Origin of the sequence: Mucilaginibacter celer (assembly GCF_003576455.2) — a bacterium.
Classification (GTDB): Bacteria; Bacteroidota; Bacteroidia; order Sphingobacteriales; family Sphingobacteriaceae; genus Mucilaginibacter; species Mucilaginibacter celer.
In genome coordinates, this window is sequence record NZ_CP032869.1 from 4,298,923 (window position 1) to 4,319,089 (window position 20,167).

Here is a 20,167-nt window from a genome sequence, read left to right on the forward strand (position 1 = left end):
GTAAAAATGTAAAAAAGCGGGCATATACTAAAATGCCTTACCTCCACCCAGGCTATTGTTACATTAAAATTACCGCTTTGCAGTAGTAATGTAGGGGGGTGATGATTGCGGCAAACAAGTCTCCAATTATTTCGCGCATCCCCGGAAATGGTAATATTTATAGCTGCGCAATAGTTATTCGCTCTGCGGTCCTACATTTAGTTCGCAGTTCCCTACTTCAACAAATACTCCTTCAACCTCCCCTGCAACATCTTAGCCTGTTCAATCATCTCCTTATCATCAATATACCGTTCAATATCAATATCAGGCCCTATCAGGTGTTCTTTAAAAACATCTTTAAAACGTGAGTAACTAATAGCAAAGTTCCATTTGTTTTTAAGTTGATTAAAAACCGGCTCATCGTGCTGCTTCAGCATCGAATAATTGATTACCGCGTAGTTTTCGGCCGGAAGCTTTTCTATACAGGTTAAAATATCATGATTATACGCTATCCATACCTTTAAAAATTCGGCAGCATTAGCCTGGTAAAATTTGTTTATCCGTTTGGGTTTACGCACGTAAATCCAGGCCAATCGTTGCAGCAAACCGCGTTTCATGTATTTGTTATCAAAATACTTAAACTCGCGCCGTAAAAGCGAGCTTACTACCGATTGATAATCGCGCAAAATAACCAGGTAACAGGCTCCGGGCAGTAATTCTTTATAAACATCCAGAAAAAGGCAGGTACGGGGGTCTTTCCAGCCCCATTGGTCGTACAGTTGCTGTTTTACTTTGATGATGCTTTGCAGCTTGGCCTTTTCGTAGGGCGTAAAACTGTCAATATGTTCTATGGTGAGGCCCGAGATGGGCAGGTTATGATCGGCCAGGATCTCCTCGTGCATTTTTAAAAACTCAACATCTTCAAAATGCCCCTCTACATTGCCATGATTGCCGGCGGCCAGTTGCTCGCCCGTTTGCAAACCGCATTTGTAAGCCATTGGGTAATGAGCGATGTGCCCGAACGGTGCATCCCTGCAATAATCAGTACTCTTTTTTGCATAAATCTGTTTTAGCCATTCCCTGCGGTAAATCAGGAGTAGCTTGGTATTTTAAAGGTGTGCTTCTTAACAGGCTGCAGGTTGTTAATGATATAATATAACAGTGAAGAGGTACTTTGCCGGATAGTATAATTGCAGGTATCGATATACAGATTGGGGTTAACGGGCACATCGAAGCGATCATTAATTCCCGTTAAATTATTCAGTTTATCGGGGTGGCCATCAGGCAGCAGGGCGCGTTTATAAAGGCCTTTGGTATCGCGGTCAATCAGTTTGTTTACAGGGCAATCAATATGCACTATACTTACATGGTCGTATTTTTCGGCCAGTTCGCGGCGAATATCATCATACGGGTTAATGGCGCTTACAATGGTAACTATGCCCTGGGCGCTGAAACGGCTGGCCACAAAACCCAGCCGGCGGATATTTTCATTCCGATCCTCCTTACTAAAGCCTAAATCGCGGCATAGGGCGGCGCGGTACTCGTCGCCATCAATAATCTCGGCCTTAATGTTCAGATCTTTTAATTCGGCCGCAACACTTTTGGCCAGGGTTGATTTCCCGGCCCCCGATAATCCACAAAATAAAAGTATCATCACATTGGTTTTAGGTGAATAAATAATACACTGATTAGCTTTTGCTGTATTTTATAATGGTGAACTTAGGGAATAATTTGGCTGAATATTTTTGTTACATTGTAAATAATCAATTACAAGTGAAGCAGTTAAAGCGAAAGTCAGGATATAAAACCGCCGTAGATGCAACGAAGGGGCGTTTTTGAGGGCAAGGGCATTATACGGTCAAACACTAAGCAACGCTACAGTTAACGAAATTGTTACGGTTAATATTTACCATATGCCGCTTGCGGGCAATTGTTTTTTATAATTACTTTGAGCCTTATACGCTAAACCAGTTTTCACAAATGAACGAGTTTAAAATTACCGGCGGAGGGTATATAGGCAACGCTAAAGCTACATGGCCTTTAGCAACCTTAAATGTTACCGCAAATATGCTATCAATAAATTTGGGCTTTGCCGGGCAGGTATTTTTCAATGCCGGAGATATCACTTCTATCGAGCCGGCATCAGGCCTGAGCGGTAGCGGCATCAGGATAAACCACACCGTAAGTTCTTATCCCCAAAAAATAGTTTTTATAACAAGCACCCCGTATAACAACATCATTGAAAATATAAAAGCAACCGGCCTTTTTAATAAAGAGGTAGTACATGATCAATCAGTACAATACCAGGTAAAAAAACTACAGGAACAAGGTCGCTTTCCTATTAAAACAGCGGCCATCATTGTTTTTATTGTAGGATGGAATGTACCTATTTTGATAGGATTTATCAACAATAACATCGACGGCTTTTTTGATTACGCGCCGGTTTCGTTATCGTTTGCCTTTTTGTTTATTGTGCTAACCTTATTTGTTGAACCATTCAGGCTCTGGGTATTAAAGGAAAACCGCGACATCAAAGATCTTCGCACAACCTTTTATTTTCTGCTAATTATCGTTTCGGCGATATTTGCGTTTTCATTGGTATTTAAACACCTTCCGCCTGCTCATCGTTAACCTGCCTGGCAGTAATACCGGGATCTGCAGGTTCCCGGTCATCGTCTTTACCTTTTATAAAAAGCAGCACCAGCGCCGCCAGTTGCATCAAATCAATCAGTATAGCAATCAGCGCGGCTGCTATATTTTGGCGGAAGGCAGAGGGGAGACCTATCAAATCCGGAATTATCGTAATTGCCAGTAGTAACAGCAGTACCCACTTTGGCCACCTGGCCCCGGCACGTATAAACATGGCTAAAACAAGCATTATAGCTAAGGCTATACACATGGCTATAACCGTGTAAACAGAATTCGGTTTGCCCGCAACCAGGTAGTAATCAACAAGCGTTAATACTGCCGAAATCCTGATGAGGTTTGAAGCCATACCGGCTTTTGCTTTTGCAGATAGGTGCATAACGGCTATTAAATCAGTGTAAAATTTTAAACATCAATTCCTTCATCAGCTCGCCATGCGGCGCGTTTGATTCAACGCCTTTGCTTTTCAAATCATACTCGCGCAGGTAACTGATCACCTGGAATATTTTGCCGAGCGGATAGTTCCGGGCCGCCTGCTCATAATCTTTAATAAAATAAGGATTCACGCCCATCTCTTTAGCCAGGTTTTGCGGGGTTTTATCTTTTACATAATGATACACCAGTACCTTGCTGAAAAAGTTATTCAGGTTGCCCAACACCAGCACTATGGGATTTGATTTTGGATTGGCCTCAAAGTAATTGATGATCTGGTTAACCTTAAAGGCATCCTTTTTGGTGAGGGCCGTTTGCAGCTCAAATACGTTATATTCTTTACTGATGCCTATGTTATCCTGGATGTGTTTCAGGGTAATTTCCTGCCCGGCGGTAACGTTCAGCATCAATTTTTCAAGCTCGTTGGCAATTTTGGCCAGATCGTTACCCAGGTACTCGGCTATCATGGCCGATGCCTGCGTGTTTATTTTGTAGCCCTTTTCGCTTACATAACCCTCAACCCAGCCCGGAATTTTATTATCGTACAAAGCGGCAGATTCAAACACTATTCCATGCTTATCAATGGCCTTGTAGGTTTTTTTTCGCTTATCAAACTTGCCGTATTTGTAACAAAAAACCAGTATGGTGCTGGGCAGCGGGTTTTCGAGGTAGCTGAGTACCGGGTCTATCGTTTTTTTGTTATCGTCTTCCTTGCCCCATTTCATATCCTGGGCCTCTTTTACCAGTACCACCTGGTAATCGGCCATCATGGGGTAGCGCTTGGCGGCGTTAAGCACCGTCATGATATCGGTATCCTTACCATAAACTACCGTTTGGTTAAAGCCCCGCTCATGTGCGGGCAGCAGGTGGTGCTCCACGTAATTGCTTATCAGGTCGATAAAATAAGGTTCATCGCCATGCAGCAGGTACAGGGGTTTAAATTTACGGTTCTTAAGGTCTTTGAGTATCTCGGGCGCGGTCATCTTTTATGAAGTCAAAAGTACTAAGTAGTAAGCCAAAAGTGGAATGTATTTTTATTTAGAGGGATGCTAAGCGGATATTTTTTTACTTTTGAAGTTCGACTCAGAACTACCGACTTAATACTTCAGACTTTATAAAATGCTCCAGCCCCTTAATCTCCCGCCCTACCCCTTTAAAATAAGCGACGATGAAGGCACGCTAACCCTGTTTGACGAGATCCGCAAAAAAACCATCATCATTACCCCCGAAGAGTGGGTACGCCAGCATTTTGTACAATACCTCATCAGGCAAAAAAATTACCCCCGCTCGCTTATTAAACTGGAAGGCGGCCTTAAGCTCAACACCCTGCAAAAACGCACCGATATTGTAGTTTTTAACCCGGACGGCCAGCGGATACTGATGGTAGAATGCAAAGCTCCCTCGGTTACCATTGATCAAAAAACATTCGATCAGATTGCGCGGTATAACATGGTGCATAAGGTATCCTTACTTGCCGTAAGCAATGGCTTGCAGCATTACTATTGCGCCATTGATCATGAAAACTGTACTTATCGGTTTATTGAAGAGTTGCCGGGGTATGTGAAGGGTGTCTGAATCAGAATTTACAGAATTTTAGAATTAGCAGAATATTTTGTCTGAACCCGAATTTATCGAATTAAGGAATTAACAGAATACCAGGCAAATTCTAAAAATTCTAATAATTCCCCCAAATTCGAGTTTGACTTGTCCTGTTATAGGTTGACACAAAAGAAGTCAGCAATGGATTATACATTAAGAAAAGCGCTTGCCATAGAAGAATATTTGGCGGGCGGCACAACATCAGCTAAATTAGGGCAGAAATACGGATTCGGAAACGCGAGCGTATCAAGATGGGTTGTGGAAGAAAAGAAAAAGAATAATAAAATAGCGCAAAGGGCAGCATCCCTTCAAGTGGCAAAAGAACGGGAGGGCATGCCAGAGGACATCAAGGCCTTACAGGAAGAGTTACGTAAAGCCCAATTGAAGATCCATCTACTGGAAGCAATGATTGATATATCGGATGAGCAGTATGGCACCGATATCAGAAAAAAAGCTGGCCCCAGGCAGTCATGAAAGTAGAACAAAGCCAGGGTTGTAGCTTATCCCTGTTATGTTCACTGTCTGGGTATTCGCGCCAAGCCTATTATAAGCGACGTTTATTGGAAGAGGAGGAACCCATCAAGGAGGAATTGCTGGTTCAGCAGGTTATCGGCTACAGGGATTTACAGCCCCGTATCGGAGGCCGTAAACTATTCTTCCTTTTGGCCCCTTTTATCAAGGCCCATAAATTAAAAATGGGTAGAGATCACTTTTTCAGGATGCTGGGCAAGTATGGCTTGTTGAACAAAAAGCGGCGTGGTAAACCACAAACTACTGATTCCAATCACTGGATGAAGAAATATCCCGACCTGATCAAAAACATGGTCCCTACGCGCTCAGAACAGTTATGGGTAAGTGATATCACTTACCTTGAACTCAGCAGTGAATTTGCTTATCTGAGCCTTGTAACGGATGCCTATAGCCGTAAGATCGTTGGTTTTCATGTTAGCGGGAACCTTACAGCCGAAGGCAGCATATTAGCATTGAAAATGGCTATTGAGGGGCGTCAGAATAAAAAAGAATTGATCCATCACTCAGATCGGGGGACGCAATATTGTTGCCACGATTATATAAAAACACTACAGGCGAACAACATAGATATAAGCATGACCCAAAGCGGGGATCCAAGAGATAACGCGATTGCAGAGCGGGTAAACGGGATCCTGAAAATGGAACTACTAAAGCCATCATTCATAGACATTGAAGATGCAAGAGTCGCCGTGACACAGGCAGTCAATATCTATAATTACATGCGACCTCATAGCAGCATATCGATGTTAACACCTGCACTGGTGCATACCAGAAAGTTTAAACTCAAACGCCTCTGGAGGAATAATTATAAAAGTAAACCTGCAAAAAAGGAGGAGACAGTCGGGTAGTTATCAACAACAAACGCCCATTTTTAAAAAGAAAAAAAGAAGCAAAAAAAGAAAAACGTGTTAAGATGTGGATAACGCTACGCGTTACACACATCTTAACACGACAAACAAACAATAATTATCTTTATTTTTATAAAATCACTGTCAACCTTTTTTAGGACGAGTCAGTTCAGACAAAAAAATCGTGCCCATCCCAAAAATCCTCCCAAATCTCAGTTCAGACGCTATTCTGTAAATTCTAAAATTCTGTAAATTCTGATTCAGACTATCAAATGTTATGATAACAGTTATCTATTCCCTACATTAGGCATTCATAACCTCATCAACTATAACATTTACGCATGAAAACCTATCTCAAGGCAAAAACCCTGCTTTTGGCAGGATTGTTATATGGCTGTGCTGTTTCGGCACAGGAAGTCAAACTCCCCACCCGCTGGACAAAAGAAGCAATCCAGGCCGAAACGCCGCTCTCCGAATACCCCCGCCCCCAACTGGAACGTGCCGACTGGCTTTGCCTTAATGGCAAATGGGATTACCTTGGCGGCAAAAACACACCAAACGCTTTAAACCCCGAAAAGCCTGCCGCGTTTGAAGGCAAAACCGAAAAGATCCAGGTACCCTACTGCCCCGAATCGGTACTGTCGGGTATCCAGCGCAACCAGGAAATTAACATGTGGTACCGCCGCACTATTGAGCTTCCGGCAAAATGGCAGAGCAAACAGATCATCCTCCATTTTGGTGCGGTAGATCATGATGCTACCGTTTTTGTAAATGGCAAGAAGGCCGGCACTCATTCTGGAGGGTACGATTCGTTTAGTTTTAATATTACGCCCTTTATTAAAAAAGGCAGCAATATAATTATTGTAGCGGCTAAAGACCCTAATGACGGTAAAACCCCATCGGGCAAAAACGGCCCGCGGGGCGATTATACTTTTTCGTCGGGCATTTGGCAAACCGTTTGGCTGGAACCGGTAAGCAAATCGTGCATCAAAAATATCCGGCTGCTGCCCGATTTGGAAGGCAAGCGCTTAAAACTATGGGTTAATACCGAAGGTAAAGGTAAAATTAAAGCTGTGGCGTTAAATGATGGCAAGGAAGTTTCGCAAACAGAGGCCGCCGGCGGGACTTATTTTTATCTGCCGATAGATAATGCTAAACTGTGGTCGCCCGATTCGCCGTTTTTATATGATCTGAAGCTTACCCTTTATAACGCCGATGGCAGCGAAGCCGACGAGGTTAAAAGCTATTTCGGTATGCGCGATATAAAATTAGGCAAGCTTAACGGCGTAGTACGGCCACTCATCAACGGCAAATTCATCATGCAACTCGGCCTGTTGGACCAGGGTTACTGGCCCGATGGTGTGTTAACCGCCCCCACCGAAGATGCCCTGAAGTTTGATATCGAATACACCAAAAAGGCGGGTTATAACCTCATCCGCAAGCACATGAAAACCGAGCCCCAGCGCTTTTACTACTGGGCCGATAAAATGGGCTTGCTGGTATGGCAGGATATGCCGGCCATCTGGTACCAAAACGAAGATACCACCCAAAACCGCAAGGTTTACCGCGAGGAGCTGAAGGCGATTATCGACGATCATTACAATTCGCCATCCATCATTACCTGGGTGCCTTTTAACGAAAACTGGGGTGCCTTTGATGTAAAAAGCATCACCAACTGGGTTAAACAATATGATCCTTCACGCCTGGTTAACGGTAACTCGGGCTTTAACAACAATCCCGACTATCAAAAACCATACGGCGATCCCGGCAACGGCGACTATGTGGATACCCATATTTACGTTGGCCCCTACGACGCATCAGTGCCAGATGCGCACCGGGCGGCGTCGCTGGGCGAATTTGGGGGTGTAGGCCTGTTTGTACGCAACCACATGTGGCCGGTTCACAACAACGCCTACGACTACGAGCCAACCCGCTCACGCCTTACCGACCGCTATGTTTTTTTACTTGATGAAGTAGAGCAACTGATGAAATACAAAGGCCTCAGCGTAGCCATATATACCCAAACCACCGATGTGGAGCACGAAGTGAACGGCGTACTAACTTACGACCGCGCCGTTGAAAAAATGGAGCTGGACAGGGTGAAGGAAGTGAATGAGGCAGTGATTAGCGCCGGGGAGGCTTTGAATAAATGAGGTTATAGATACAGGAGATCAAGATTCAGGAGGCGGGAAGAAGAAGAACAATAATTATCTTGCGCTCATCTGTGATGAGTGCTTAATGTGGGTTTACGTTTGTAACGTAAACCCACATTCGCGTTGCAAACGCTAACCCAAGTTAAGCACTCGTTGCAAACGAGTGCAAGAATTTCTTTAAGGCCCTCCCTACCGGGGAGGGTTTGGGTGGGGCTTACGCCATTTTCCCCGGCGCATGTGCATGCAGTTTCTCCAGCAAATCGTCGGGTTTAAAAGGTTTGGATACGTAATCGTTCATGCCGGCCTCATAAACCTGGTCTTTGATATCAAACAGTGCCGAAGCAGTAAGTGCAATGATCGGGATCTGCGATTTGCGCGGATCGGCCATTTTGCGGATCTCTTTCGAGGCATCAAAACCGTTCATTACCGGCATCTGCAAATCCATCAGTATAATATCAAAATTGCCGTATTGCATAAACTCAACTGCACGTTCGCCGTTTTCGGCAATGGTTGGGGTAATGTTCCATTTGCCCAACAGCTTTTTCATCAGCATTACGTTCACCATGTTGTCCTCGGCAATTAATACCCTCAGGCCGCTAAGCCCGCCATCTGCCGATGGATCATTGGCCGGTACTGCTGCCACAGGCTCGGGCATGGGCTCGGTTGATACCGGGAACTCCATATTAAATAAAAACTCGGAGCCGTAGCCGCGGGTACTGTTCACAGTCATCTGTAGGCCCTGCAGCTCAAGCAGGCGTTTTACTATTGCTAAACCTAAGCCGGTACCGCCATATTTGCGGGTGGTAGCTAATGATTCCTGGGTAAAAGGCTCAAATATGCTGGCAAGGCTGTCGTTTTCAATACCTATGCCGGTATCTCTAACCGAAAAATTCACGGTAACGGTATTGTGACGGTCTTCAACACAGGTAACCCTCACCCAAATGTTTCCCCGCTCAGTAAACTTGATGGCATTGCTCACCAGGTTAAAAATGATCTGGGTAATGCGGGTAGGATCGCCAAAAAGTACCTTACTTCGTAACGAACTGTCAACATCCAGCTTAAATAACAAACCCTTCTCTTCGGCTTTCAAAATCTGCCCGCCGCAGATATTGTTCATCAGCTCAACAAGGTTAAACTTAATATTTTCAAAAACCACCTTGCCCGACTCGATCTTGCTGAAATCAAGCACATCATTCACAATAGCCAGCAGGTTATTGGCCGAGAATTTCAGGATCTCGAGGTTTTCCTTCTGATCGGGCCTTGGGCTGCCCATCATCAGCAAATTGCTCATACCGATCACCGCATTTAAGGGCGTCCGGATCTCGTGCGACATGGTTGACAAAAACTCCGATTTGGCCAGTGCCGATTTTTCGGCTTTTTCTATAGCCGCTTCCATTTTGTTGTAAAGCCTGTTTTGCTCTTCGCTGCTATCTTTTAAGTGCTTGATATTTTTCAGGAAGGCCGTGTAAAAATGACTATGGATAAATATCAGCAGGATAAAATTGGCAAACAGGCTGATAATAATGGTTGACTGATCAATTTTATTAGGCTTTATACCGATAACATAACCGTTGTTAAACTCGATGATCATGAACACCAGCACCGGTACCGTATTAAGCAAAGAGTAAATCAGCCCCCACGATTGCCCCAGCATGTAAAAACTGAATACAATAACAATGATGATAACCTGCACGGTAATAATATTTACCGTTTGGATAGAGATGTACACCAAACTGGTATTAACCAGCGTACCAACAATAAGCAGCGCGTGCGATACCCCCTGCCAGTGCGGCCGCCAGGTAAGATATTTAAACAATACCACTACCGAGCCCATCAATACCAGGCTGGTATTGGCCAGCATGGTTTGATTTTGAAAATAAACACTCAGGTAAAGTGCCCCCAGGGCAACAAATATTAAAAAGAACCCATAATACAATAAACGTATGCGGGCCTGGTCAAGAAACGGCTGTTCCTTGCGAAGGATTTTATAGATCGATAAGTTAAAAAAACTTACTTTTTCACTCATATTCAGAACTTGACATTAACCTTGCCATTAGCAAGTAACCGTGTTTACCACACGGTTACTTGTAACGCAAAGTTGGTAAGTCCTGCAATTAGCAAGCCAAAGCTTTCAGGTTATCTTCAATGATGGCCAGTTTAGCCTCGGCATCAGCCCTTTTCTTTTGCTCAACTTCTATAATTTCGGATTTGGCGTTGGCCATAAAGCGCTCGTTGTTTAACTTACCGTTAACCGCTTTTAAAAAGCCGAGCAAATATTCCTGCTCTTTTTTCAGGCGGGCGCATTCGGCAACCGGGTCAATTTCTTCCTCAAATGGTACATAAAATTCATCAGTTGAGGCCAGGAAATTGATAGCGCCTTCAACTTTATCAGTAACGGTATCAAACTTGCTTATATTACCCAACCGGCTGATAATAGCCTGATAATTACTATAATCTATCCCCGAATTTGAGCGTACAAATAACTCCAACGGTTCTTTATCCGAAATTTGTTTTGTTTTACGCGTATTCCTGAGGGTTGTGATTATGTCTTTTACTATTTCAACCTCGGTAAGCAGTCGTGAATTTATTTCCCCAATAGCGGGCAATTGCGCTACAATACAGCAGTCGGTTTCGGTGCGTTCGCCAAACAGTTCGTCATGCCACAACTCTTCGGTAAGGAAAGGCATAAAGGGGTGCAGCACCTTCAATATATTTTCAAAATACTGAATAGTAGCCTCATAAGTTGCCTTATCAATAGGGTGCTGATAGGCAGGCTTAATCATTTCCAGGTACCAGGCGCAAAAATCGTCCCATACCAGCTTGTAAGTATCCATCAAAGCTTCCGAAAGGCGGTACTGCGCAAAATTAGCTTCAATTTCGGTTAAAGCCTGGTTAAAGCGGTTGCCAAACCATTCGATGGCTACGGCGTTAGGATTTGGTAAGGTTTCATCAACCTCCCAGCCTTTTACCAGTTTAAATGCATTCCAGATCTTATTGGCAAAACCGGCGCCTTGTTTACAGTAACTTTCGTCAAACATCAAATCGTTACCTGCAGGCGAGCATAGCAGCATCCCCACGCGCACGCCATCGGCACCGTAATTCTCGATCAGATCCAGCGGATCGGGCGAGTTACCCAATGATTTCGACATTTTGCGGCCTTGTTTATCCCTCACTATACCGGTAAGGTAAACGTTACGGAAAGGCAGTTCGCCCCTAAACTCGTGGCCGGCCATGATCATCCTCGCTACCCAGAAAAACAGGATCTCGGGCGCGGTAACCAGGTCATTGGTTGGGTAGTAATAGTTGATATCGGCATTGTTAGGGTCTTTAAAACCATCAAATACCGAGATAGGCCATAACCATGATGAAAACCAGGTATCAACCACGTCTTCGTCCTGTTTCAGGTCGACAGCAGTTAATGCCGGATTGATAGCTTGTGCCTCTTTCAAAGCATCTTCAGCATTTTTAGCGATAACAAACTCGCCGGTAGGTAAATACCACGCCGGGATCTGCTGTCCCCACCATAATTGGCGGCTGATATTCCAATCCCTTACGTTCTCCATCCAATGGCGGTAGGTATTGATAAACTTATCAGGTATCAGTTTAATTTCGCCGTTCAGTACATAATCCAAAGCGGGTTTAGCCATCTCAGCCATCTTGCAAAACCATTGCATAGATAACTTAGGCTCAATAACCGCGTTGGTACGTTCAGAGAAACCAACCTGCGATTTATATTCTTCAACTTTCTCCAGTACACCGGCTTCTTCAAGCAATACCGCAATTTTTTTACGGGCGGCAAAGCGGTCTTCACCAACCAGGATCTGCGCTTTTTCGTTCAGCGTGCCATCGTCATTTAAAATATCAATAACGGGCAGGTTATGGCGTTGGCCCAGCTCATAGTCGTTTAAATCGTGTGCCGGGGTAACTTTTAAACAGCCGGTACCAAAATCCATGGTAACGTAGTCGTCCAGTATAACCGGGATTTCGCGGTTAATTAACGGGATGAATACTTTTTTACCATGCAGGTGCAGGTAACGCTCGTCGTTAGGGTTGATACAGATAGCTGCATCGGCCATAATGGTTTCAGGGCGTGTAGTAGCGATGGTTAAGAAGTCGGAAGAAGGAAGCTCTGAGTCGGAAGTCGAATCCTGATTTAAGACTTCAGATTTAAGACTTGAGACTTTATACTTAACATAAAAGAGCTTCTGATTAACCTCTTTACGGATAACTTCCTCGTCACTCACAGCGGTTTTACCCTGCGGATCCCAGTTAATCATGCGGATGCCGCGGTAAATCCAGCCTTTTTTATACAGGTGGATAAAAGTATCTATTACGGCTTCGGATAGGTTCTCGTCCATCGTGAATTTGGTACGGTCCCAATCGCATGAGGCGCCTAATTTTTTAAGCTGCTCCAGGATAATGCCGCCGTATTTTTCCTTCCACTCCCAGGCGTAGGTTAAAAATTCTTCGCGGGTAAGGTCTTTTTTGCTGATGCCGCGCTCTTTAAGCATGGCAACAACTTTGGCCTCGGTGGCAATACTGGCATGGTCTGTCCCTGGAACCCAGCAGGCATTTTTGCCTTTCATACGGGCACGGCGAACCAGCACATCCTGTATGGTATTGTTAAGCATGTGGCCCATGTGCAAAACCCCGGTAACATTTGGCGGCGGAATGACTATGGTATAAGGCTCGCGCTCATCTGGCACCGACTTAAAAAAGCCGTGCTGTAACCAGTAACTGTACCATTTTTCTTCGGTTTCTTTAGGGATATATGTTTTAGCAATACTCATAACGCGCAAAAATACGATAGTTAGTGATTGTCTGAATCAGAATTTACAGAATTTTAGAATTTGCAGAATAAATAGTGATCTGCATCATCCCAAAAAACATAAAATAAAAAGATAAACTTTGAATAATATCACCAAAAATTCTGTCCATTCTCAAATTCTGAAAATTCTGATTCAGACAGTTAACAACAATATTTCCGCAATCCAACAGTTATAATATCACTAACAACGCGATTATTATGAAAACGATGCCATTACACCGTTTCTGGCTTGATTTTTTAAAACGGTCCAAACTGGATGCCGTTATCGGCTGGTTTAACCGTTAAGCGGTTTAATCTACCCGGCTTGTGCTTATCAACCGCAATTCGTTAACTTTAATTTTTTATTTTAAATGAAATTAAAGTTTAACTGTATTATGCTGGCTGCCGCCTTAGGCATATCGGTAAATGTTTTTGCAATAAACAAACCTAAACATCACAGGCCCAAACATAAGATTGCTGCCGCACCTAAAAAATTTATCGATCCCGCAAACATGAACCTGGCCATTAAACCTGGCGACGATTTTTTTGAATACGCTAATGGCGGCTGGCTTAAACAAAACCCTATACCGGCCCAGGCAAACCGCTGGGGCAGTTTTACCATGGTGCAGCAGGGAAATACAGACAAACTGCTGGGCTTACTTAATGAGGTAAGCCAAACTTCGGCATCGCAGCCTAAAGGTAGCCTGAAACAACGCGTGGGCGATTTATATGCCAGCGGAATGGACAGCCTAACCATCGAAAAACGGGGCTATGAACCGGCCAAACCCGACCTGCAACGGATTGACCGGATTAAAAACTTCAACGATTTTATTAATGAGATGATTTATGAACGCGTTAACGGCATTGGCTCCCCTATTTTTAGGTTTGGAGTTGAGCCGGACGGGAAAAATGTAAATCAATACGTGATAACCCTCGCCCAGGGCGGCATCAACCTGCCCGACAGGGATTATTATTTAAAAAACGATACGCGGGCAAAAAAAGCGCAGGACGCTTTAAAAAATTATGCGGCTGCCCTGTTTACCCTAACCGGAAGCAACGCCGGCGAAGCCGCAAAAAAAGCAGCCATAGTTTACAACATTGAATACTCCTGCGCCAAAGCCCAGCTAAGCCGCGTAGCCATGCGCAATCCGCATGTTACCTACAATAAATTCCTGGTAGCCGATTTTGAAAAGCAAACACCACATTTAAAGTGGACCCAAATATTACCCGCGCTTCATGCAGGCGGGCAGGACAGCATTTTGGTTAATCAGCCCTCATTTTTTAAAACCGCCGATTCGCTGCTGGCCGCCACCCCGGTTGCTAACCTGAAAGTTTACTTACAATGGAATATTTTACGGGGAGCAGCCGGCGCCGGTGCCTTAAGTGCCGACTTTGCCAATGCAGGCTTTTCATTTACCAGCACGCTTACCGGGCAAAAAGTACAACTACCACGCGCCGAACGCATGAGCAACATGGTTGACGGCAACCTGGGCGAATTGTTAGGCCAACTATTTGTTGAAAAGTACTTTAGCCCTGCCGCCAAGCAATACATGCTTAATTTGATAAACAACCTTAAAGCTGTTTTGGGCGACCGTATTACGCGCCTTGACTGGATGAGTTCCGCCACAAAACAACAGGCACTTAAAAAGCTCAGCACCCTTGCCGTTAAAATAGGCTATCCCGACAAATGGGAAAAATATAACGTTGTTGCAATAAAGCGCAACGATTATTTTGGCAACCTGCGCACGCTGAGCAAATGGCGCTACACCATCAATATTGCCCGATTAGGTAAACCTGTTGATAAAACTGCCTGGGGTATCACGCCATCAACTATAAAGGCTTACTATAACTCGGCGAATAACGAAATTGTATTCCCGGCGGGCATTATGCAGTTTCCGTTTTTTGATTTTAATGCCGATGATGCTGTTAATTACGGTGCCATTGCCGCTATAATTGGTCATGAAATGATTCATGGCTTTGACGATCAGGGCCGGCTTTTTGATGCCGACGGTACCCTGCGCGATTGGTGGACCAACAACGATGCTGATAACTTTAAAATGCGCACCAACCAACTGGTTAACCAATATAATGCCTTTACCGTTGTTGATTCCCTGCACGTAAACGGCCGCCTTACTCTTGGCGAAAACATTGCCGACCTTGGCGGTTTAACCATTGCTTACGAGGCTTTCCGCAAAACCATGCAAGGCCAATCGGATAATAAGATAGATGGCTTTACGCCCGATCAGCGTTTCTTTTTATCATGGGCGCAAATCTGGAGGTCATCTCAAACCCCCGAATCGGCTGCGCAAAGGATCCTGACAGATCCGCATTCGCCCGAGCAGTTTCGTACCAATGGGCCGGTGGGTAATATTGATGCGTGGTATAAGGCGTTTGATGTACAGCCGGGGGATAAGATGTATAAAAAGCCGGAGGAGAGGATTAGGGTTTGGTAGAGAACTCCGCACGATCATTGGGCAAGCTTTTCAAGCAGTTCCTTATCTTCGTTCAGGATCTGCCTTAAATTGATAGTTAACTTAATATCGGCCGGTGTTTTGGCTTGCAAATGCTGCAGGTACAAAAGCACATCGGCAAGGGCCTCTTCCGGTACGTTTTCCAATACTTTATTAATTTCCTGCTTTAATTCGATGGTGTTCATACCCAAATTTAGCTATTTGCGGTTAAATAACCTCTTCAATTGTTCCCATCTGTCAATCTTTACCCGCCACTAACATTCTCCCCGCCCAACATCCCGCCCAAACAATTATCTTTGCGGCAAGTATGATTATCCACCAGTTTTACGATAAGGGTTTGGCTCATGGCTCGTATGCCGTGATCCGTACGGGCAAAATGATAGTTATTGATCCGGCCCGCAACCCGCAGCCTTATTACAATTTTGCCCAACAGCATGATGCCACCATTGTTGGCGTTATTGAAACGCACCCGCATGCCGATTTTGTGAGCTCGCACCTCGAGATTCACCAAACTACCGGCGCGGTGATTTATTGCAGCAAGCTTACCGGCGCCACCTACCCGCACGAAACGTTTGATGACGGCGACGTTATCGAGCTGAATGATATTAAACTGAAGGCCCTCAACACCCCCGGTCACTCGCCCGATTCGATCTGTATTTTACTAATTGATGAAGAAGGCCGTGAAAGCGCTATTTTTACCGGCGATACCTTATTTATAGGCGATGTTGGCCGCCCCGATCTGCGCGAAAACGTAGGCAATATCACCGCCAAAAAAGAGGAGCTTGCCCGCCAGATGTACCAGAGCACCCGCCATAAGCTGATGACACTGCCCAAAAGCGTGGTGGTTTACCCGGCACACGGCCCGGGCTCGTTATGTGGTAAAAACATGAGTCCTGATCTGGAAAGCACCATTGGTCGCGAGCTGCGTGAAAATTACGCCCTGCAACTGATGGATGAGCTGGAGTTTGTAAAAACCCTCACTACCGATCAGCCTTTTATGCCTAAATACTTTGGCCGCGATGTGGAGCTGAACAAGGCAGGCGTTTTAAATTTTGAGGATGGCATTGCAGCTGTACCCCGTATTGATGCAGCAACAAACCTGGATAAAGATATTTTGGTGGTGGATAGCCGTCCCAAGGCACAGTTCAGAAACGGGCATCTGCACGGCGCGATAAACCTGATGGACGGTGAAAAATTTGAAACCTGGCTGGGCTCGATCATCGGTCCGGATGAGCATTTTTACCTGATTGCCGAAAGCGACGAAAAACTGGAAACCCTGATTGAAAAAGCAGCCAAAATAGGCTACGAACAAAACATCAAAGCAGCCTTGTTAATCCCTTTATCAGCAGCTACCGAAGTTTCGCCGGTACTTGATCTGGACGATTTTAAGGCTAACGAGGAAGCTTATACCATAGTTGATATCCGCAATGCGGGCGAAGTTGCCGCAGGTAAAGTGTTTAACACAGCCATCAATATTCCGCTGCCTGAATTACGCGAGCGTGTAGGTGAAATAGCCACGGATAAGCCAATAGTGGTACATTGCGCGGCGGGGTACCGCTCGGCTGCGGGGGTAAGTATTATATCGGCTGTGGTTGAAGATGTGCCGGTTTATGATCTGGGAGAGGTGGTTACGGAGATGATGAAGGCAGTTCATTAACTAAATTACGAGGCTCACAACAAAGCGTCATTGCAAATAACCATCAGGATGTCCTGAAAAAATGTAATGACGTTGCCGGAGAATTGACTTTTGAGGGCCTGTGTGCAGGCCGCGTTAGGGATAGGAGCGTAAAGCCCGGAGCGTGTAGTGGCCAATTTGCGCCGGGAAAGCGAGGACTTGCAGCGGATAGCCCGCCCGTTGGCTAACGGGAACGCCCACATTACAATTAAGAAACGAAATTCTCTTGCAATGGCGGCTCCAGAGGTTCACAACGGCCATATCCTATCATACAAACATTGGCCGCTCATTTGCCGCGGAGGCTGTTACTTTTGTCTTGACACAAAAGTAACCCAAAAGTCAAGACAGAAAAAAGCTTCAGCCCGCGGGGCCATACTCCCGGCCCGCTTTTCTGCCAGGCCACCGCTCATTTGAAAAAAAATATCAAACATTCAATACCTTATAATCGCGTCGCTATAGGGTACTAAGCAATGACGCTGCTACACAACTATAGCTTTCATGTCAAACTTAAAAATAGTTACCACCGCCGACGGCTCCAACACCATTTACAATGCCGAAGTGGGCGAACATTATCACTCGCGCCACGGGGCTTTGCAGGAGAGTTTGCACGTATTTGTAAAATCGGGCCTGCAATATTTTTTGGATAGGAATGATACCGATGCAGTAAGTATTCTGGAAGTTGGCTTTGGTACCGGGCTTAATTTTTTGCTTACTGCCGATGCATGTACTAACAATAAAATAAAACTTAACTATACCGGCATAGAGGCCTATCCGCTTGGTAACGAAATGATGGCCCAAACCGGCTATGAGCAATATGTGCCGGCCCTGCTTTGGGAACAATTCAACAACAGTTACCCTCAGGCTTTAAAAGCCACTGTTGATATTAATGAGTTGGTGCGGCTGCAAATTGCAAACACCCCACTTTTAAATTTTCAATCAGCGCAACAGTTTGATGTTGTTTACTTTGATGCCTTCGCCGCCATCCACCAACCCGAAATGTGGAATGAGGAAGCCATTGGCCACACGGTTTGCTTTTTAAAACCCGGCGGAGTATTTGTTACCTACGCCATTACCGGCAACCTTAAACGCAGGCTGAAAGCCATGGGCTTTAAAGTTGAAAAAGCGCCCGGAGCACCTGGCAAACGCGAAATGCTGCGGGCAGTAAAACTCTGATTATAGAAACCTGAAGCCCACGTTAAATTTAAGGGTGAAGCCATTGGTGGTTGGCAGCTCGCGGTAGGCAAACTGGCCTTGCGTGGCGGCGCTGCGGGTGGCATAAATTATGGGACCGCCGCAAAGCGAAAATGCCAGTGGCGAGTTAACCGGGGCATAGTTTAGTGATGGGCCTATAAGTAAGCGGGCACCGCCTTCGGCTTCGTCGGCCTCCCAAAAACCTTCCAGGTCCTGGCCTACGGCTTCAAAACCGCCAAACAACTGGCCCGAAATATGGCGGTGAACACCAACGCTGGTAATCAGGTCGATGCCATCGCGGTTGGTAGCAAAAGCTTTTTCAAAACGCAGATTGGCACCAAGCTTCCATTTAGTTACCTCGTAAGCGGCTGTGATGCGGCTAAAAGCCACCGCATCGCTGTTAAACTCGCGCCTGAAACCGAGGCTTGCACCGGCCCTGAAACCCATGGGTTGGTTGCCGCCGATAAAATCGCGCAGCACTTCGGCCTGTTGCAGGGTGCGTACACCGCCGTTATTACTGAAACCTGTACCCAGCATGGCCATCAATGTAAATTTATTACCCAGGTATCCCTTGGCCGAAAAATTCTGATCCACACCATCAAAGCCAAGCGGTGTAACGGTACGCTCGCCATATCCGCCCGAGTAGTTAAGGCTCCAGTTACGGCCCTGCGGGTTAAGGGTACTCACGGTAAATAAAAATGGCTGCGGCTGGCTGAAAGTACTGTTCAGATCGCCACCCGGCGATTGCTGTGCATAGCTTGTGTTAAACAGGCAAACCAGCAAAATAACCGGGAAGTATAGTTTTCGCATCATAATAAATGGATTAAAACAGGTAGTGTTAACAATTGGCTAATAAAATTAATTAATGTTAGCTTAAAATTAATGTTACTTAAGGTTTTCATTAAAGCCGATATCATACCTTTACGGTATTATTTTCATTATAAATAATTTATGCCTTTAATAGCTCCCGAAACCGCCCCAACCGCTACCATTGCCTTTAACCGCCTGCTGATTATAATGGACGACCTGAGGGCCAACTGCCCATGGGATAAAAAGCAAACGCTTGAAAGTTTGCGCCACCTCACCATCGAAGAAACTTACGAACTGAGCGATGCCATACTGGCCCATGATATGCCCGAGATACGCAAAGAGCTGGGCGATATTATGCTGCACCTGGTTTTTTACGCCAAAATAGGATCTGAAACCAACGATTTTAATATTACTGATGTACTGAACGGCGTATGCGATAAACTGATTAACCGTCACCCGCATATTTACGGCGATACCGAAGTGCAAAACGAGGAAGATGTGAAACGCAACTGGGAACAGATTAAGCTTAAAGAAGGCAACAAATCTGTACTGGGCGGTGTACCTGCATCGTTGCCTGCGTTGGTAAAAGCATCGCGCATACAGGAAAAAGCCCGCGGTGTTGGGTTTGACTGGGAAGAGAAAAGCCAGGTTTGGGCCAAGGTTGAGGAAGAGATGCAGGAATTCAGGAACGAGTTTAATGCCGAAGACGAAAGCACGATAGACCATGAACGGGCCGAGGCCGAATTTGGCGATCTGCTGTTTTCGCTCATCAACTACGCCCGCTTTATCAATATCAACCCCGAAAACGCCCTCGAAAAAACAAATCAAAAATTCATTAAACGTTTTCAGTACCTCGAACTTAAGGCCAAAGAAAACGGCAAACAACTGCATGATATGAGCCTTGCCGAAATGGATGTTTTTTGGGACGAGGCAAAAAAACTTTAAAAAAATAATTTACCGGCTGTAGCGTTTGGTAATTATAGTGCGTAATGGTTAAAAATCGATAAGATTAAATAAGATCAAAT

17 protein-coding genes are annotated in these 20,167 nt (G+C 45.1%); 9 read left to right on the plus strand and 8 right to left on the minus strand.

The features are described 5' to 3' along the window. Nucleotides 1-212: 212 nt before the first annotated feature. Both HYN43_RS17375 and cysC read right to left on the minus strand, forming a co-directional pair. A complete protein-coding gene (locus HYN43_RS17375) occupies nt 213-977 on the minus strand; it encodes a hypothetical protein (RefSeq protein ID WP_119410555.1) in 765 nt (254 codons plus the stop codon). 92 nt (nt 978-1,069) lie between these two features. Then, on the minus strand, nt 1,070-1,633 hold the full coding sequence (gene cysC, locus HYN43_RS17380) for an adenylyl-sulfate kinase (protein WP_119410556.1): 564 nt from the start codon (nt 1,631-1,633) through the stop codon (nt 1,070-1,072). A gap of 326 nt (nt 1,634-1,959) precedes the next feature. On the opposite strand from cysC, the gene HYN43_RS17385 reads away from it, so the two are divergent. Then, nucleotides 1,960-2,610, plus strand: a complete 651-nt coding sequence (locus HYN43_RS17385; RefSeq protein ID WP_162996534.1) for a hypothetical protein — start codon at nt 1,960-1,962, stop codon at nt 2,608-2,610. Here the strand turns inward: HYN43_RS17385 and HYN43_RS17390 are convergent. Further along, a complete protein-coding gene (locus HYN43_RS17390; protein WP_119410558.1) occupies nt 2,582-3,004 on the minus strand; it encodes a hypothetical protein in 423 nt (140 codons plus the stop codon). The two genes, HYN43_RS17385 and HYN43_RS17390, sit on opposite strands and share 29 nt — an antisense overlap. 13 nt (nt 3,005-3,017) lie before the next feature. Beyond that, entirely contained in the window at nt 3,018-4,040 is a 1,023-nt protein-coding gene (gene holA, locus HYN43_RS17395) for a DNA polymerase III subunit delta (protein ID WP_119410559.1), read from the minus strand. Between the two features lie 136 nt (nt 4,041-4,176). Here holA and HYN43_RS17400 point away from each other — a divergent pair, with 136 nt between their 5' ends. From HYN43_RS17400 to HYN43_RS17415, 4 genes are all read left to right on the plus strand, one after another. Further along, nucleotides 4,177-4,632, plus strand: coding sequence for a type I restriction enzyme HsdR N-terminal domain-containing protein (locus HYN43_RS17400; RefSeq protein ID WP_119410560.1), 456 nt, complete (start codon nt 4,177-4,179; stop codon nt 4,630-4,632). Between the two features lie 165 nt (nt 4,633-4,797). After that, the gene (locus HYN43_RS17405; RefSeq protein WP_119406542.1) at nt 4,798-5,130 is read left to right on the plus strand and encodes a hypothetical protein; all 333 of its coding nucleotides are present in this window, start codon (nt 4,798-4,800) and stop codon (nt 5,128-5,130) included. Then, on the plus strand, nt 5,127-6,035 hold the full coding sequence (locus tag HYN43_RS17410) for an IS3 family transposase (protein ID WP_119410562.1): 909 nt from the start codon (nt 5,127-5,129) through the stop codon (nt 6,033-6,035). Before HYN43_RS17405 ends, HYN43_RS17410 begins: the two co-directional genes overlap by 4 nt. A 341-nt stretch (nt 6,036-6,376) precedes the next feature. Beyond that, nucleotides 6,377-8,188 (plus strand): glycoside hydrolase family 2 protein, encoded by a 1,812-nt coding sequence (locus HYN43_RS17415; protein WP_119410563.1) that lies wholly within the window; start codon nt 6,377-6,379, stop codon nt 8,186-8,188. 214 nt (nt 8,189-8,402) lie between these two features. Here HYN43_RS17415 and HYN43_RS17420 read toward each other — a convergent pair whose 3' ends face one another. Then, entirely contained in the window at nt 8,403-10,214 is a 1,812-nt protein-coding gene (locus tag HYN43_RS17420; protein WP_119410564.1) for an ATP-binding protein, read from the minus strand. A gap of 88 nt (nt 10,215-10,302) precedes the next feature. Further along, entirely contained in the window at nt 10,303-12,978 is a 2,676-nt protein-coding gene (locus HYN43_RS17425; RefSeq protein ID WP_119410565.1) for a valine--tRNA ligase, read from the minus strand. Nucleotides 12,979-13,366: 388 nt separating this feature from the next. Between HYN43_RS17425 and HYN43_RS17430 the strand changes: the two genes are divergently transcribed. Further along, the gene (locus tag HYN43_RS17430) at nt 13,367-15,448 is read left to right on the plus strand and encodes a M13 family metallopeptidase (protein ID WP_119410566.1); all 2,082 of its coding nucleotides are present in this window, start codon (nt 13,367-13,369) and stop codon (nt 15,446-15,448) included. A 14-nt stretch (nt 15,449-15,462) separates the two neighbouring features. Here HYN43_RS17430 and HYN43_RS17435 read toward each other — a convergent pair whose 3' ends face one another. After that, complete coding sequence (locus tag HYN43_RS17435) at nt 15,463-15,651, minus strand: hypothetical protein (RefSeq protein WP_119410567.1); 189 nt, start codon at nt 15,649-15,651, stop codon at nt 15,463-15,465. 122 nt (nt 15,652-15,773) lie between these two features. On the opposite strand from HYN43_RS17435, the gene HYN43_RS17440 reads away from it, so the two are divergent. Continuing rightward, nucleotides 15,774-17,123: an MBL fold metallo-hydrolase gene (locus HYN43_RS17440; RefSeq protein ID WP_119410568.1), complete on the plus strand. Its 1,350-nt coding sequence runs from the start codon at nt 15,774-15,776 to the stop codon at nt 17,121-17,123. Nucleotides 17,124-17,639: 516 nt separating this feature from the next. Next, a complete protein-coding gene (gene mnmC2, locus HYN43_RS17445) occupies nt 17,640-18,314 on the plus strand; it encodes a tRNA (5-methylaminomethyl-2-thiouridine)(34)-methyltransferase MnmC2 (RefSeq protein WP_119410569.1) in 675 nt (224 codons plus the stop codon). On the opposite strand, the gene HYN43_RS17450 is transcribed toward mnmC2, so the two are convergent. Continuing rightward, entirely contained in the window at nt 18,315-19,145 is an 831-nt protein-coding gene (locus HYN43_RS17450; protein WP_119410570.1) for a hypothetical protein, read from the minus strand. It abuts the gene before it with no gap. 138 nt (nt 19,146-19,283) lie between these two features. On the opposite strand from HYN43_RS17450, the gene mazG reads away from it, so the two are divergent. Then, nucleotides 19,284-20,087 carry a nucleoside triphosphate pyrophosphohydrolase gene (gene mazG, locus HYN43_RS17455; RefSeq protein WP_119410571.1) on the plus strand — a complete coding sequence of 268 codons (804 nt, stop codon included), beginning with the start codon at nt 19,284-19,286 and terminating at the stop codon, nt 20,085-20,087. Nucleotides 20,088-20,167: the final 80 nt, after the last annotated feature.

Excerpts from the sequence above, each read along its gene's own strand:
- HYN43_RS17375 (WP_119410555.1), bottom strand. The coding sequence starts at position 977 with ATGGCTTACAAATGCGGTTTGCAAACGGGCGAGCAACTGGCCGCCGGC.
- cysC (WP_119410556.1), bottom strand. The coding sequence starts at position 1,633 with ATGATACTTTTATTTTGTGGATTATCGGGGGCCGGGAAATCAACCCTG.
- HYN43_RS17385 (WP_162996534.1), top strand. The coding sequence starts at position 1,960 with ATGAACGAGTTTAAAATTACCGGCGGAGGGTATATAGGCAACGCTAAA.
- HYN43_RS17390 (WP_119410558.1), bottom strand. The coding sequence starts at position 3,004 with ATGCACCTATCTGCAAAAGCAAAAGCCGGTATGGCTTCAAACCTCATC.
- holA (WP_119410559.1), bottom strand. The coding sequence starts at position 4,040 with ATGACCGCGCCCGAGATACTCAAAGACCTTAAGAACCGTAAATTTAAA.
- HYN43_RS17400 (WP_119410560.1), top strand. The coding sequence starts at position 4,177 with ATGCTCCAGCCCCTTAATCTCCCGCCCTACCCCTTTAAAATAAGCGAC.
- HYN43_RS17405 (WP_119406542.1), top strand. The coding sequence starts at position 4,798 with ATGGATTATACATTAAGAAAAGCGCTTGCCATAGAAGAATATTTGGCG.
- HYN43_RS17410 (WP_119410562.1), top strand. The coding sequence starts at position 5,127 with ATGAAAGTAGAACAAAGCCAGGGTTGTAGCTTATCCCTGTTATGTTCA.
- HYN43_RS17415 (WP_119410563.1), top strand. The coding sequence starts at position 6,377 with ATGAAAACCTATCTCAAGGCAAAAACCCTGCTTTTGGCAGGATTGTTA.
- HYN43_RS17420 (WP_119410564.1), bottom strand. The coding sequence starts at position 10,214 with ATGAGTGAAAAAGTAAGTTTTTTTAACTTATCGATCTATAAAATCCTT.
- HYN43_RS17425 (WP_119410565.1), bottom strand. The coding sequence starts at position 12,978 with ATGAGTATTGCTAAAACATATATCCCTAAAGAAACCGAAGAAAAATGG.
- HYN43_RS17430 (WP_119410566.1), top strand. The coding sequence starts at position 13,367 with ATGAAATTAAAGTTTAACTGTATTATGCTGGCTGCCGCCTTAGGCATA.
- HYN43_RS17435 (WP_119410567.1), bottom strand. The coding sequence starts at position 15,651 with ATGAACACCATCGAATTAAAGCAGGAAATTAATAAAGTATTGGAAAAC.
- HYN43_RS17440 (WP_119410568.1), top strand. The coding sequence starts at position 15,774 with ATGATTATCCACCAGTTTTACGATAAGGGTTTGGCTCATGGCTCGTAT.
- mnmC2 (WP_119410569.1), top strand. The coding sequence starts at position 17,640 with ATGTCAAACTTAAAAATAGTTACCACCGCCGACGGCTCCAACACCATT.
- HYN43_RS17450 (WP_119410570.1), bottom strand. The coding sequence starts at position 19,145 with ATGATGCGAAAACTATACTTCCCGGTTATTTTGCTGGTTTGCCTGTTT.
- mazG (WP_119410571.1), top strand. The coding sequence starts at position 19,284 with ATGCCTTTAATAGCTCCCGAAACCGCCCCAACCGCTACCATTGCCTTT.